The sequence below is a fragment of the Sphingomonas sp. BL2 genome, assembly GCF_056680015.1.
Map to the genome: position 1 here is coordinate 15517 of NZ_JBWXPL010000003.1, position 13570 is coordinate 29086.

Genomic DNA, 13570 nt, shown 5'->3' on the forward strand with positions numbered 1-13570 from the left:
ATGGTTGAGAAGGTCGAAGCTGCCGGCGCCGGCATCGATGCCGATAACCGTCGTAGGCGGCCGATGGAAGTCCCGGCCGATCTCGAGTCCCGCTTCCTGCGCGTCGGCAATAAACTCTATCGCAGCGCGCACGACAAAGAGCCGATCGCGACGATAACCCCCGATCGCATCAAGGCGAAGGGTCCGGAGTCACTGCCCGACCTTGTGAGGCTCGCGAAGGAAAACGGGTGGACGTCGCTCAAAATCACCGGTGACGAAGAGTTCAAGCGCGCCGCCTACCTTGCCGCCTCGGCGCAAGGGATCAGGATCGACGGGTATCAGCCCGACGAGAAAACCAAAGCCGCTGCCGCTCGCGAACAGGCCCGGCAGGCCAGAGTGTCGGGGGTGAAGCAACCGACGCCCCGCACCGCTAACCAAGCTCGTGATGGCAAAGAACAGGTCGACCCGCGCGTCGATCTGGCCGAGCGATTCCGCCGGCAGACCGACGTCCAGAACGCGAAAGACCCCGAGCTGCGCAAGGCGCAAAGCCACGTCGCGTTCGCCACGACGGTCGCAGAAGGGCGATTCCCAGACCAGCCTGTAAAACAGCGCGAGTTCGTGGCCGAGCGCAAAGAGGACGTGGCGGCTCGGATCAGCCGCGGCGAGCGGATCGCCGGCATCGAGGTGAAGCAGCAACAGGCCCAGCGCGTCCGCGAAATGGCCCAAGATCAGATATTGCAGAAGTCCCGCACGATCGGGGGCCGCTAAGGCAGCCTACGCCGATCTGAAACCGGTCGCGTCGATGTTAGGTGTGCCACGTGGCACACCCTGAAGGCTGATATTTGACAGGTGTTTCTGACCGCCTGAGATACGCGGAAAGCTGATCCGAGGGGTGGGTGTCACAACCGACCGGTTGTGACACCACTCGCTGGATAGAACGGCTAAGGGTTGACGTAACCTGCTGCACACATCACGTTCTAAATATGAACGCTCCCGCGACATACAGGCGCTTCCGCGACCACGCCGGGCAACTCGCCGCACGCCCGTAGCCCGGGCTTTGGACGGCGCTGCCGCCTAAGTTCGGGCCTTATTCGATCTGATCCTTATGGTCGCGCTGTGTGCGCTTCCGATCTCGAATGGCGGATACTTGCAATGGAACAGCACACCCTCGTGGCGAATAATCGTCCGACAATTCATCTTACCGCTGGCGAGTGTGATGCGCTCTCGGAATTGGCGCTGAGAGCCGAGCACAGGCACCCGTATTCCTCAGCGATGCTTTTGGCCGAGCTTGATCGCGCCGAGCTATGCGAGCCGGGCGAACTGCCCGAGAAGACGGTAGCGATGAACTCGCGGATCGATTTCATCGATGAGGGGACTGGCGCGCGTCGCATCGTGCAACTCGTCTATCCGCGCGATGCGGACATAGCTGCGGGCCGCGTTTCGATACTGACTCCGGTTGGCGCTGGGCTGATCGGTATGACTGCCGGCTCTTCGATCCGCTGGCCCGATCGCGACGGCCGTGACCGAGTGTTGCGCATCGTGAGCGTGACTCCGCCCAGAGAGGGTTGAGGCCATGATCGAGCAACTCAGCCGTCGCAACTGCACCGGGGATGACAGCAGGGCTTATGATGCCCCTCTACGTGAGACAGTTTCCGCTGCTTTAGGCGGCCGGGCTCTACGTCGATCTGACACTCATCCAGCGTATCGCGACGATCGCTTTATGCCGCGGCCCGAAACACATCAGCGGTTCATGGATCACGCTGGCCAACTCGCCGCACGCCGCTAGCCCGAGCTCGCGGACATTTGCCGCTTGAGTTCGGGCTTCATTCGATCTGATCCCGCTGACGCGCGAAGCGCGTCCGCGATCTCGAGTAAGCGGAAATCGCACCATGTCAGACGATACGTCAAATCCGGATAATCGGAACCTTTCAAATCACGAAAACACTACCGAAGACAGGCCAAAGACTGTCTTTTTACGAGCAAGACCCGATAGCTTCTTTTCCAATAAGTTCACATTGGAATTAGAGGAGGTTTATACAGACGACGGATTCAAACCCGAAACAACCAAGAGTGAAAGAATTACTAGCTACCTGATGAATGCAAACCTGACGCTGATGATAATATTTATTGGTATACCGGTATTATTATACTGCGTGTTTTCGTCTATCAAATAAGTCAATAATTATGTTCTATCTCATCAGCTTGATACTGAATCTGCTACCCTAAAAAAGTCGCATACTGCTCTTATGCCAAGGCAACAAAGGGCCAGTTCGGTTGTTATAATTGATGATACAGTACAACATTCCCGTTACCGGCCAGCATCGGCCGGGACGCCACTAGGAGAGAACGATGACGTACATAATGGCAGCAGGATTGGCCCTCGGCCTCTCGGCAATCGTGTCCACAGCCACAGTCAATCACGCGACGCGGATAGATCACCAAAGCGGCCCGGTGGATGTGCGCTATCGTGGCGCGGTTCAGATCAGCCACAAGCAGGTGGGCGCGGTCACCCCAGGGGGGCGTCCCTCGACACTTGGCTGTCAATGGAAAGCTGACATGATTGTTGCGCGCGAAGCAAAGGCGGCGTCGGGCACGATGCTGACCCGGAATTTTGTTCGAGAAGGCGTCGCCAGCGGTAACCGTACCGGCTGGTGCAGCACGCACCATGCCTCCATCGCCGATCATGTTGCGCGTCAAACTTTCGACCTAGATCGTCACATAATATCGGTCGCAAAAGAAGATCATGAGGTTCTTCGCGCAGAACTAGACCGCGTTCACGGAGCAGTTAGCGCAGGATGAAACGAGCAGCGTTCAGCGCTTTTACGTTAGCCACTGCAATCGCCACGTCGCCCCATTCCGCCGTTGCTCAGAACTCACCATCGGCGGGAGTGGAACTGAGCAATGACGAAGTGAGGCGCGGGTTGAGTTGGAGTGAAGGCCGCGCTGCTCTTTCTGCGGATGCCTTGGTCCTGCTTGGTCCCGTAGAAGTATCAGGTCGTGCTGCGACAACACGAAGCTCGAAACGCCACGCCGGGGCCGATGCCGTGATCGACGTCGCACTTGCCACTGCCTGGAATTTGGGTTCCTTCCAGATGCGCACTGGAGCGACCGGCCATCTTTTCACGGGCGCCCGTGATACGATGGACTATGCAGAGGTGGGTACGTCCGCTTCGTATAGCTATGGGCCAGCGCAACTGACTGCAGGTGTCGATTTTGCGCCTTCCCAGGACGCAATCGGCGGCAGCAATCTGTATCTTTACGCCAATGCGAACGCCGGCGTTCCCGGCACGCCCTTCACGTTGGTAGCCGGGCTTGGACATACCTCTGGAAACACGACCGATCCTGTTCGAGTACAGCGTCTTCGCCCTGCTGGCAGTTATGCAAACTGGCGTCTCGGTGCGGAGCATCGGCGTGGGCCGCTGACGCTGGCAGTGGACTATCTCGGGACAGACATTGGTCGCGCCGACTTTGCCGGTCCATACGCGGACCTTGCGCATGCCGGTGATCGGATACTCGGTAGAATACGCTATGACTTTTAAAGCCCGCGATTCTCGATACTAGTGAGACGGTCCCATCAGGAAGGCTTGCCTGGTCCCTTCGTCATATGATCCGCGATGGCACCAGCCGTTGTCCACCAGATGCGCGGGTCGGCAGCCTCTCTCAGCCGGGTTAGCACACGGTCGAGATGCAGCGTACGGTGCGCCTGCCCCATGATGTAGGGATGAAGCGCGATCCCCAGCACCAACGGGCGGCGATCACACTCGCCTAGCAGTTGTTCGACCGCGTCTTCGATCATGCCGGCAAACATGTCGGCCTCCTGATGCCGGGCGATGATCGAGGGGATGTCGTTGATCTCCTGAGAATACGGGATCGACAGGATCCCCTTGCCGCTCCGCGTCTCCAGTCGTGTCGGCTGATCGTCATGTGCCCAATCGAGGACGTAATCGAACCCAGCTTCTTCAAGCAGATCGGGCGTATTCTCACTTTCCGAAATCCACGGCCCGAGCCAACCGCGGGGGCGGACGCCGATGGCTTCGAATTCCTGAAGCGTACGCGCGATCATTTCGCGCTCCTCGTCTTCGCTCATGTGGCCCTCTGCCTGTGCATTGGTGCGTCCATGCGCGGCAATTTCATCGCCCCGGTCCCGGCACGCCTCCGCAAGCCCCGGGCACCGCGTGATGATGGCACTGTTGACGAGCGCCGTCGTCTTCAGTTCGAGCCGGTCGAACATCTCCATGAAACGCCAGGCGCCGACGCGGTTGCCGTAATCGCGCCAAGCGAAGTTCATAACGTCGGGATCGGTCTTGGACGGGGCCAGGGTTGCGCCCATCCCGTCGCCAAAGGCAAAAACCTCATGATTCACGCCGAGGTACACCGCCAGACGGCGTCCTTCCGGCCAGCTGTAATCGGGGCGGCCGACGATCGGGACGTACTTATACCGGCCGTGATGTGGCAGCTCCGTCATGGACGAGTCCTCGCTTTGCCCAATACCTGCGCGATAGCCTCGGTCGCACAGCGCTCGTCATTGGCGGCTCCACCTGACCCGGCGACGCCGATACCCCCGATCACGTCACCATCAACGACAATCGGCATGCCACCGCCTAACAAAAGCAGTTCGGGAATGGTGACGAGGTTACGAGACGTCGGATCGGTCGCTGCGCGCTCAGCCAGTACGGTCGTGTTGGCCTTGGTCGACAAGGCGGTGAACGCCTTGCGCTGAGCTGCGACCGTGTTGTGCGGGCCGATGTCGTCGCCGCGCTGGAGCGAGACCAGGTTTCCGCCGCGATCGACCACTGCGACCACAGACTCCCGACCGATCTTACGACACGAAGCGATTGCGGCACCTGTCAGGCTGTTGGCCAGCGGCAGCGATACGGTTTTACGCTCCAGCGGTACTGCGGGTATTGTGGCGGCTATTGCCGCGGGCAGCAGAATGACGAGACTCAACACCGTGATGTGACCTTTCAGGAATAATTAGCGCGGAGGCGCATCAGGCGACGCCGGTTGCGATCAGCACAGCCCAGCCGACGAGGAACGCCAGCACTAGCCATGTCAGGATCGCACCGCCTGCTCGCGGCACGTTGGAGCGGCGCAGATCCATTCCGATCGGATGGGCGATCCGGCCGACAACAAATATCGCACAGGTGACGCCAAGCGTCAGGCTGGACCCGCGGGCGAGCTCGATCAGCGCCATCAGCGCCAGGACAAACGGTGCATATTCGACCAGATTGGCATGCGCGCGCATCCGTCCAGCGAGAACATCCCCACCGCCGTCGCCGATCAGCACATTGTCGCGCAACCGCATGCGGAAGATCCGCAGGCCAAGCCACAGGCTAATAGTGCCGAGGGAAGCCGCTGCCGCGAGCGTGACGGGAAGCGTGATGCCCGTCACACTCAGTTTCCCCGATAGGTCGAATAGCCATAGGGGCTGACAACGACCGGCACATGGTAGTGACCCGCCTTGTCGATCACGCGGAACGTCAGCGTGATTTCCGGAAAGAACGGGCTCGCTGCCGCATCGGGATAGCGCGACATGTCGAACTGGAGCTTGTAGATTCCGGTGTCGAACGACTTGGCATCCCCAAAGCTACGAACGCGGCCATCGGCATCGGTGGTAGCGGTGCCGACCTTTTGCCAGCGTCCGTCATCCGCACGCTTCGAGAGGGTTACAGGCACGGCCTTGCCGCCAACGCCCCGGGCGAGATCAAGAACGTGAGTGGAAATGTCGGCTGCCGCGGCGGGGGTGGCGACTGCGCCGAGCAGTAGAGCGAGAGCGATGGCCTTCATAAGCGATATCCTTGCTGAGTGTCGTATCGGGAAAAGAGGGTGTCGAGCCGCGATGTGCCTGATGGTACGATCGCACCCTGCTGGATCAGACGACGGTCGCGCGGCGGAGCGGCAACTGCAGACGCGGCGTTTTCTGCATCGACTATGAGGAACGTCGCTTCGTCACCGATAGCCAAGCCGTAACGTCGGAGCCCCAGTACCGATGCTGCATCCGTCGTAGCCATATCCAGCGCGGTCGCGAGATCGGCGTCGGTGAAGAAGCTTGATCGATACCCGATCATCATCGCCCGCCCGAGCATGTCGGCATCGCCATACGGCCACCAGGCATCGCGGATATTGTCGTTGCCGGCAAACACACGCACGCCTGCAGCACGCAGCATTTTGATCGGAGGGAAGGCGCGGTCACCCGGCGCATTCGTCATGATCGCTACGCCGGCTTCCGCTAGGATATCGGCCGTGCGGGCGGCTTCGTCCGGCCCGACATCGCCGAGCGCATAGGCGTGGCTCACGACAACCTTGCCCTGCATTCCAACCGCAGTCGTTCGCGCAGCGATCCGGCGCAGCTGCTCGATCCCCTGCCTACCGGGTTCGTGGAGGTGGATATCGATCTTCACGCCGTGCCGTTCCGCCACGCCGAACACCACGTCGAGGTGCGCGTCGGCATCACCGTCGAACGCCGAAGGGTCCAGTCCGCCGACTACGCGTGCCCCTTCCCGAACGGCCGCATCGAGTAGATCGGCGGTCCCGGGGGATGCAAGGATGCCGGCCTGGGGAAACGCGACGATCTCGACATCGACGCGGTCCCGCCACGGCTCGCACGCCGCCATCACCGCATGCAGATTGTCCAGGCCGAGCGAGGCATCTACGTCGACATGACTACGCATCGCGACCGTGCCGAAACCGTGCGCCTGCGCCAGCAGCGCATGCGCGCGATCGGTGACCGGTAATGCATCCGCAAGCAGCCGCTTCTCGATATCCAGGCGTTCGCCAAGGCTTTCGGCTGGGCGATGCGGACGCCAGTCATCGCCAACGAAGCTCTTGTCGAGATGGATGTGGCCTTCGACCAATGCGGGAAGGACCAGAAGCCCTGCCAGGTCGATGCTATCGGCACTGGCGGCCAGCGATGCCCGCTCAACAAACTGACCGTCCGACACGGCCAGATCGCTGATCCGACCATCTTTCAGCAGAGCGTTTCGAAACAGGCAGGGTGCGACGGCGTCACGCAAATCAGCGGTCCTTGACTTATTGAAATCTGCAAGTGGGCGCGCTTGACCGCATTTACGAATGAGATATTTGAATGATGGGCATTCGATATTAGGATACCGATATGCTCGACCCGAGATTGCTCCGTACCTTCGTCACTATCGCCGATGCCGCCAGCTTCACGATCGCAGCCGATCGTCTTAATTCCACCCAGTCGACGGTGAGCCAGCATCTTGGCCGCCTCGAAGCGGCAGTCGGGCAGTCGCTGATCGATCGATCGGCAAGGCCTATTTCGCCGACGCCTTCGGGCGAGCGGTTGCTAGGCTATGCACGGCGGTTACTGGCCTTGCAGGATGAAGCGCAGACATTGCTGGCCGACCCATCGGGAACGATCACGATCCGCATCGGGGTGCCCGACGATGTCGTGACTCAGGCTATGAGCCAGCAGTTTGCACGGTTCGCCGAACGGCATCGTGAAATCCGGTTAGATGTGACGACAGGCCTCAGCCGCGATCTGACCAAACGCTTCCGTGCCGGCGAATTCGACATCGCCATCGTCAAGGAGGCGAGAGCAGATGGCGACGCCCGCGCCAGCTTTTCCGAACCGCTTGGCTGGTTCGAAGCCAGGGACATTTTCAACGACTGGTCTGACCCTATCCCTCTCGTGACGTTTCCACCGGGCGGATTGTACCGTGACCTAATGATCGACCGGATAGAGCGCGAGCGCCGAAGGTGGTACATCGCATTTACCGGCAACAGCCTGGGCAGTGTCCTGTCCGCAATCGAGGCCGGGCTAGGAGTGTCGGTGCTGCCCGTCAGCACCGTCGCCGCACACGCCGTTCGTGCCAGTTCCATCTTTGCCGCAGACCCGCCGTTGGTGGTGTCGATCTATGCCTGGGAAAGCGATGGCGCGACGGGAGAGCTGGTCGCTGCGATGAGCGAAGTGCTGTCCGACCGTCCGGGCGAACAGATCAATTCGAAGCCTCTCAACAAAAGGTAATCTGCTTGCGCGCGCTTTTTGCCCCGATCCTTGCTGGTGCCACATTCGGCGATCGGCTGTTAGCGTGTACCGGTGCCGCTTTCGGCATCACGCTCACCGCGATCGTAACAGCGACAGCGTTCGGAAACGGATGGACGGCAATTCTGCTGGTGGCCCCGATGGGCGCTTCCGCGGTGCTCATCTTCGCCGTACCGGCCAGCCCGCTTGCGCAGCCGTGGTCAGTCATTGGTGGCAACGTCATCTCAGCTATTGTCGGGGTGGGGATCGCATCCACGGTGCCATCGCCCGCACTTGCGAGCGGCTTGGCAGTCGGAGGCGCGATCTTGGCAATGTCGCTGCTGCGCTGTCTGCACCCTCCTGGCGGGGCTGCCGCACTGACCGCAGTTATAGGCGGTCCTGCCGTCACGGCAGCGGGCTGGATGTTTCCGGTATTGCCTGTCGGTATTAACGCCATGATCCTGACCGCTGCCGGAATCCTCTTTCATTTACTATCGAGGCATTCCTACCCGCATCGTGCTATCTCAATGGTCGCCGGGCCTACCGCTCCGGGAGAGGATACTATTCCCCATCCTGAAGACCTCGACGCTGCACTCGCGGACCTTGGTGAGACATTCGACATCGGTCGCGAGGATCTCAATCTACTCTTAGAACGCGTGAGAGTGCATGCGGCGATACGTCGGGCAGACAACAATGCTAAAAAACGGCGCTGAAGCTCACATGGACAGACCTTCGGAGAGCAGCATTTTGGCGTTGGCACAGTACGAATTCTGAAAGCCCGCTATCCGCTATTTAGCGTCACAACCGAACGGTTCTGACACCTCAACGCCGTCTAGTGGGTGGCGGAGGTGTGCCACGTGGCACACCCCTGTCGGGCTGCTGGTCGGGCTTCGTGCGTGCCTGGGCGTCCCTGACACGCTTTTCCGCGTCTCGTAACATCCGGTCGGGGATCGTCTCTATATCGGCGCGCTCTTGGATGAACTGCCGCACGTCGCGCGCAAGCCGGCGATCATCCCGATCGCCGGTGCGGTCGAGCCGCCGGGCCGCTGCTTCATATTTTCGCTTCGTCTCGGTCCAGCGGTCGCGCGTTTTCGAGACGAATGGTGGTTGCTGCGCCTTGCCGAGCGCGATCTGCATGGCCTCGCGGGCCTGGCGTAGATCGGCCTCGGTGGGTTGCCGCGACGCTCCGCTGCGTATTCGCGCCCGCAATTGGGTGAGGGCCATGCTGGTCCCTGCCCTGCCCTGGCCGCGGGTGTAGCGGGGCGTCGCCTCTGCCTCGACGCCGCGGCTGCGTAGTGCCTCGGCGAACGCCTCGCGAAACCGAAACAGATCCTCGCGCCTCGGATCGAACCGCTTGCGGTCCAGGCCCTCGGCCTGAACGGTAAGGTGGACGTGCGGCCGATCGGTGTCTGTGTGGAGCGCCATGACATAATCGTGGTTGTCGCCGATCATGCGCTCGGCCGCTTCCCGCACCGCCTGCTTGACGGTGTCGGGATCGGTCCCGGCCGGCATAGAAAACACCATCGCCACGGCCGATACGGTCGTGCCTTGGCGCCAATAAAGCGTATCGGACCATTCGTCCGCGATCCGCTCCGCGTCGGCCTTGGTAGCTAACTGCTCGCCGTCCCTCGTCTCAAGCGGGACATCGCCGTGGCGGCCGATATAGTCGAGGTGCGCGCCAAGATGCCTCGCGCCCTTCTTTCTGCCGGTAACTTTCACCACGACCTCGGGTGTGTGCCTGACGACGCGCGCGAGGGTGGCCCTGGCGTCGTTGGCGGTCGGCGCCGGACTCGAAACCGAAGTGGCGAAGGGGCCGGTGCCGTTGACCAGGTGCCGGGCATATCTGATGTTCGGATCGCTTACGGTGCGAGGCTTGAAGCGTGGCTTCATAGCCTCCCAAAGCTCATCCTCGCGATCTCCGAACGGCATTAGTCGGCAACCCGCCAATATGCGGCGTCACCGCGTAGCGCGTCGCCTAGTGCCGCGATCTGCTCGTTGATCTCCTCGCGCATGTCGGCAATCCGGCGAAGCTCGCGGTCAATCTGCAAGCCGCTATCGGCCATCATCGCGGCGTTGCCGGCCTTCATCGCCTGATTGAGGTTCCGGCCGATGCGCTGAAGCTGCATCCGGATCGGCGCGACGGCATCGCGCATCCCGTCGTCGACGTTTGCCTTCAAGGCGAGATGCCGGCGAACGAGTGCCTTGATCCAGCCGGCGCGATCGATGCCGCGATCGGCGGCACGATGATCGAGAACAGCGGTCTCGGCGTCGGTAAAGCGAAGCGAAACGCGATTGCCGGCGCTGTCCGCGCGAGGCGCAATCCGCGGCGCGTCTGCGACGTGCCGCAACGACTGTTGCAGCACGGTCCGGAGCAAGGCGCTCCGCCCTCCCCTGCCCTCGGCAAGCGCGTCGAACGCAGCCAGCAACTCGCGATCGATGCGCGCCGTCAACATCGCTGTCTCTTTGGTGGGGGATGCAAGCTGAGGCGCGGATGACATGCACCGAAGGGGTAATGTAATACGACAAACGCCGCAATACCTATCCTGCCATAAAACATCCCCCACATAAATCTGCATCCACGTGTGCCACGTGGCACACCTCGATCCTTTCAAATGTGAAAAAGCCGCGGAAGGAAGGATTGGTCTGGGGTGCGAGCGTCGGCCCTCGTCGACGCTCTCCGCTATGCCGGCGCGATCAGCGCCAGCTTACAATCCGCGGTTGCTCTTCACCGTCGAAGTGCAAAAGCGCCTCGACGACCATCGCGTGCTTCCCGTCAATCTCGATCGTGGGGCGCTCCACATTAGGCTTGGCGGGTTTGGTCTTAGGCGATGATCGTGGCGTCGGGGCGTCGGCTGCGATCGGCGCCACGCTTAATTCCGAAGATACGGGCGTCTCATTAAGCGCGCGGTCCGCCTCGTCGTCCCTGATCTCATCCGTCGACGGCGGAGAAACTGGGTCGGCGTCCTGGACCGACGCAGGGGCAGGGGCAGGGGCAGGGGCAGGGGCAGGGGCAGGGGCAGGGGCAGTCGTCTTCTTCGCGCCGACGTCTCGCGCAAACTTCTCGCACGCCAGCACCGTCATGTCCTCGGCCGCAGTGTCGGCAACGAAAACTCGGGTTGCCGCATCGTCCGTCTTTGCGGCCTGGGTCAGCGCAACTGCACTACGCATCGAAATGTCGGCAAACAGCGCGGTGATATAGTCGGGAGCCTTCCCCAGCCCTTGATAGCGAGTCAGCAACGTGCGGTTGCGTCCCGTTGCGCGTGCCAGCTCGGCGAGCGTGCGGCCCTGTGCAACCTGTCCGGTAACGAACCGGATCATGTCGGCAGTCGAAAGATCCTCGCGCTGATCGTTCTCGATGAATTGATCAATGCGAACCTGTTCAACGTCGTCGGTCTTGTTGACGATCGCGCGGACCTGCACGCCTAGCTTCTGGCACGCGCGCCAACGGCGTTCGCCGAACATGATCCGGTAGCGCCCGTCGGCATCCTTCGGCGCGACGATAATCGGCTGAAGCTGTCCGCGCTCTTTGATCGTCTCGGCCAGCTCGTCGATGCTTGCCTGATCGATCTCGCTGCGCACGTTCTCAGGATCAGGATACACCGAGTTGGTATCGAGAAGCTGGACGCGATCGGCGTCGGCGACACTGGCCTTGTCGCTGAACACGTCGAAATTGTCGAAGTCCATTATGTTTGGCTCCCGATCCGGGTCATGGCTTCTTCAAGAAAGGCCCGCATCGCTGGCAGCGAGCCTCGCACGTCCTTGTTCAACCGCCATACCGGCACATGCTCCTGGAGGGCTTGGCTGTAATGCGAGCGGTCGGGAAGGTAGCTGGTGAATAGGTTCTTGCCGACTTTCGCACGGATCGCCGCCAGCATTTCCATCTGCGCACGGTCGTTCGCCTTCACCCGGTTTGCAACCAAACCGGCCACATGGATCGGTTTCGATCTGGCTCGCTGGTTCACCGTGGCGATCGAGTCAGACACCTGTTTAGTCGACGCTGGACCGAACGGCCCCAATTCGACGGGGATAATCAGAGAGTCCGTCACCATCAACGCCGCGAAGTTGATCCACGACCAAGACGGGGGAGTGTCGATAACGCAGAAATCAAAGGCAGGATCGAGCTTCGGAAAATTGGCGCGGACGTTCCCGAGCGCCTTTGTGTAATCCGCGTCATACTCTCCACCCATGCGGTTCGAGTAGATAGACAGGCGTGGCGCGGAAGCGGGCGGCGCATAGCCTGGTTCGAAAAGCGGCTTGCAACTGCCAAGGCTTTCAAACTCAGCAAGCGCAGCAGTCGCGTTGCATTGGCGATCAAGATCAAGAAAAAGCACGCGATGGCCGGCGTCGGCCAAAATCCACGCTAGGTGGCAGGCGATCGTCGTCTTGCCGGCGCCCCCCTTCTCGACGTTAATGGCGATCGTCTTCACGCTCTACCAGCCACGATCGGAGCGGTTGTCGGTCCAGCGGTCATGCGCCTGATAGTTGGAATCCGTCCGCGTATTGCGACGGCCTTCCTCGTCCGGGGTGTCGCCACTCCACGTCCGCGCACCGCTGTAGCCCGAGCCGCCCTTGGCGATGGCCCACACGATTAGGACGAAGAGCCCGACTACCAGCAGATTACCCAACATGGCCTTTGCCTCCGTCGCCTTGATGAAAGGCGCATCCTGTAATATACGGTACCGCTAATGCCGTCAATATGCGGTATCGGTAATTACTAGGGCATTGGATGACATCTAGCAATATCCGGTCAGTCGGTCGCCCTCCAATGGAGGACCAAACGCTCGCGCGCTTTCCGAAAGGAACGCTTAGTCGCATCAAATCCGTCCTGCGGCCAGGCGAGAGTCAGGCTGACTTACTGCGCGAGGCCGTCGAACTGGAATTGCGAAGGCGGGAAGGGCCGCCGGTAGGCGGCCCCGACCGCGATTAGTCGCGGTCCTCCGAACCCTTGGCGAGGATCGCGAAGCCGTCGGCTATAAGCTCCACGGTGTAGCGCTTGCCCTCGGCCACGTCGTAGGAGTTCTGCCGGACCCGGCCAGTGATATGCACCAAATTGCCCTTCTGCGACTTGCCGGCGCGCTCGATCAGTTTGCCGAACACCGTCACCTCGTTCCAGTGCGTGTCCGTCACCCACTCGCCATTCTCCTGGCGGTTGTAGTTGGCGGCGACGCTGACCTTCGTCACCTTGTCATGCTCGGTGATCTTGCCGACCCGGCCGATGATCCGAAACTCCGCGATGTTCTGCATGGTCCTGTCCTTCGATCGATCAGGCTAATTCCTGATGGATTTTGAAGGGGAGCGAAGGCGCCGCGATCAAGAGAAAAAACGGAGGGTCCGCGAAGCGGAAACCGTAGGCCAAGCCGGTTATTCTCTTGATCGTAGAAGGCGGCAAGCGCCCATTTTCCCATCGACATAGAAATAGCCAGACGAAGGACTCGACCTGGGCCGTCGCGATCGGTGCGGTGTCGGCAAGCGCAAGGATCTCGGTATTAGGTGACGATCGGCGCAAGCTCGGCACGGCCGCGGGGAAATTGGGAATCGACCACGTGGAAAGGGAAGGATGCCCACGACAATCGCGCCACTCTCGCTCGGGGCTTGGCGCCACGA

Annotated in this window: 17 protein-coding genes; 6 read left to right on the top strand and 11 right to left on the bottom strand. The window is 61.1% G+C overall.

Translation table 11 applies throughout. The features are described from left to right. The 4 genes from AC1ME3_RS19760 (at position 1) to AC1ME3_RS19775 (ending at position 3518) form a co-directional block, all read left to right on the top strand. On the top strand, positions 1–747 hold the full coding sequence (locus AC1ME3_RS19760) for an LPD7 domain-containing protein (protein WP_480956117.1): 747 nt from the start codon (positions 1–3) through the stop codon (positions 745–747). 384 nt (positions 748–1131) lie between these two features. Then, complete coding sequence (rnk, locus tag AC1ME3_RS19765; protein WP_480956118.1) at positions 1132–1548, top strand: nucleoside diphosphate kinase regulator; 417 nt, start codon at positions 1132–1134, stop codon at positions 1546–1548. 780 nt (positions 1549–2328) lie between these two features. Next, a complete protein-coding gene (locus AC1ME3_RS19770; protein ID WP_480956119.1) occupies positions 2329–2778 on the top strand; it encodes a hypothetical protein in 450 nt (149 codons plus the stop codon). A gap of 89 nt (positions 2779–2867) precedes the next feature. Continuing rightward, positions 2868–3518: a TorF family putative porin gene (locus AC1ME3_RS19775; RefSeq protein ID WP_480956120.1), complete on the top strand. Its 651-nt coding sequence runs from the start codon at positions 2868–2870 to the stop codon at positions 3516–3518. A gap of 35 nt (positions 3519–3553) precedes the next feature. Here AC1ME3_RS19775 and AC1ME3_RS19780 read toward each other — a convergent pair whose 3' ends face one another. The 5 genes from AC1ME3_RS19780 to AC1ME3_RS19800 are packed head-to-tail and all read right to left on the bottom strand — an operon-like array spanning position 3554 to position 6992. Beyond that, positions 3554–4444, bottom strand: coding sequence for a polysaccharide deacetylase family protein (locus AC1ME3_RS19780; RefSeq protein ID WP_480956121.1), 891 nt, complete (start codon positions 4442–4444; stop codon positions 3554–3556). Further along, entirely contained in the window at positions 4441–4935 is a 495-nt protein-coding gene (locus tag AC1ME3_RS19785) for a GlcG/HbpS family heme-binding protein (RefSeq protein WP_480956166.1), read from the bottom strand. Before AC1ME3_RS19785 ends, AC1ME3_RS19780 begins: the two co-directional genes overlap by 4 nt. A 34-nt stretch (positions 4936–4969) precedes the next feature. Continuing rightward, positions 4970–5371 (bottom strand): MAPEG family protein, encoded by a 402-nt coding sequence (locus AC1ME3_RS19790; protein ID WP_480956122.1) that lies wholly within the window; start codon positions 5369–5371, stop codon positions 4970–4972. Between the two features lie 2 nt (positions 5372–5373). Continuing rightward, a complete protein-coding gene (gene uraH, locus AC1ME3_RS19795; RefSeq protein ID WP_480956123.1) occupies positions 5374–5766 on the bottom strand; it encodes a hydroxyisourate hydrolase in 393 nt (130 codons plus the stop codon). After that, a complete protein-coding gene (locus AC1ME3_RS19800) occupies positions 5763–6992 on the bottom strand; it encodes an amidohydrolase family protein (RefSeq protein WP_480956124.1) in 1230 nt (409 codons plus the stop codon). Before AC1ME3_RS19800 ends, uraH begins: the two co-directional genes overlap by 4 nt. Before the next feature lie 101 nt (positions 6993–7093). On the opposite strand from AC1ME3_RS19800, the gene AC1ME3_RS19805 reads away from it, so the two are divergent. After that, positions 7094–7969 (top strand): LysR family transcriptional regulator, encoded by an 876-nt coding sequence (locus tag AC1ME3_RS19805; RefSeq protein WP_480956125.1) that lies wholly within the window; start codon positions 7094–7096, stop codon positions 7967–7969. A 5-nt stretch (positions 7970–7974) separates the two neighbouring features. Further along, positions 7975–8679, top strand: coding sequence for an HPP family protein (locus AC1ME3_RS19810; protein WP_480956126.1), 705 nt, complete (start codon positions 7975–7977; stop codon positions 8677–8679). A 109-nt stretch (positions 8680–8788) separates the two neighbouring features. Here AC1ME3_RS19810 and AC1ME3_RS19815 read toward each other — a convergent pair whose 3' ends face one another. The 6 genes from AC1ME3_RS19815 to AC1ME3_RS19840 form a co-directional block, all read right to left on the bottom strand. Further along, positions 8789–9856, bottom strand: a complete 1068-nt coding sequence (locus AC1ME3_RS19815; protein ID WP_480956127.1) for a relaxase/mobilization nuclease domain-containing protein — start codon at positions 9854–9856, stop codon at positions 8789–8791. A 38-nt stretch (positions 9857–9894) separates the two neighbouring features. Next, a complete protein-coding gene (locus AC1ME3_RS19820; RefSeq protein ID WP_480956128.1) occupies positions 9895–10419 on the bottom strand; it encodes a hypothetical protein in 525 nt (174 codons plus the stop codon). A 241-nt stretch (positions 10420–10660) separates the two neighbouring features. Beyond that, a complete protein-coding gene (locus AC1ME3_RS19825) occupies positions 10661–11650 on the bottom strand; it encodes a ParB/RepB/Spo0J family partition protein (RefSeq protein WP_480956129.1) in 990 nt (329 codons plus the stop codon). After that, the gene (locus AC1ME3_RS19830; RefSeq protein ID WP_480956130.1) at positions 11650–12393 is read right to left on the bottom strand and encodes a ParA family protein; all 744 of its coding nucleotides are present in this window, start codon (positions 12391–12393) and stop codon (positions 11650–11652) included. The genes AC1ME3_RS19825 and AC1ME3_RS19830 overlap by 1 nt, the downstream gene beginning before the upstream one ends. A 3-nt stretch (positions 12394–12396) precedes the next feature. After that, positions 12397–12594 (bottom strand): hypothetical protein, encoded by a 198-nt coding sequence (locus tag AC1ME3_RS19835; RefSeq protein WP_480956131.1) that lies wholly within the window; start codon positions 12592–12594, stop codon positions 12397–12399. A gap of 295 nt (positions 12595–12889) precedes the next feature. After that, complete coding sequence (locus AC1ME3_RS19840; protein WP_480956132.1) at positions 12890–13210, bottom strand: single-stranded DNA-binding protein; 321 nt, start codon at positions 13208–13210, stop codon at positions 12890–12892. Positions 13211–13570: the final 360 nt, after the last annotated feature.

What these genes read in the sequence shown, in the direction of transcription:
- AC1ME3_RS19760 (WP_480956117.1), top strand. Translation starts at nt 1, where the DNA reads ATGGTTGAGAAGGTCGAAGCTGCCGGCGCCGGCATCGATGCCGATAAC.
- rnk (WP_480956118.1), top strand. Translation starts at nt 1,132, where the DNA reads ATGGAACAGCACACCCTCGTGGCGAATAATCGTCCGACAATTCATCTT.
- AC1ME3_RS19770 (WP_480956119.1), top strand. Translation starts at nt 2,329, where the DNA reads ATGACGTACATAATGGCAGCAGGATTGGCCCTCGGCCTCTCGGCAATC.
- AC1ME3_RS19780 (WP_480956121.1), bottom strand. Translation starts at nt 4,444, where the DNA reads ATGACGGAGCTGCCACATCACGGCCGGTATAAGTACGTCCCGATCGTC.
- uraH (WP_480956123.1), bottom strand. Translation starts at nt 5,766, where the DNA reads ATGAAGGCCATCGCTCTCGCTCTACTGCTCGGCGCAGTCGCCACCCCC.
- AC1ME3_RS19805 (WP_480956125.1), top strand. Translation starts at nt 7,094, where the DNA reads ATGCTCGACCCGAGATTGCTCCGTACCTTCGTCACTATCGCCGATGCC.
- AC1ME3_RS19815 (WP_480956127.1), bottom strand. Translation starts at nt 9,856, where the DNA reads ATGAAGCCACGCTTCAAGCCTCGCACCGTAAGCGATCCGAACATCAGA.
- AC1ME3_RS19820 (WP_480956128.1), bottom strand. Translation starts at nt 10,419, where the DNA reads ATGTTGACGGCGCGCATCGATCGCGAGTTGCTGGCTGCGTTCGACGCG.
- AC1ME3_RS19825 (WP_480956129.1), bottom strand. Translation starts at nt 11,650, where the DNA reads ATGGACTTCGACAATTTCGACGTGTTCAGCGACAAGGCCAGTGTCGCC.
- AC1ME3_RS19835 (WP_480956131.1), bottom strand. Translation starts at nt 12,594, where the DNA reads ATGTTGGGTAATCTGCTGGTAGTCGGGCTCTTCGTCCTAATCGTGTGG.
- AC1ME3_RS19840 (WP_480956132.1), bottom strand. Translation starts at nt 13,210, where the DNA reads ATGCAGAACATCGCGGAGTTTCGGATCATCGGCCGGGTCGGCAAGATC.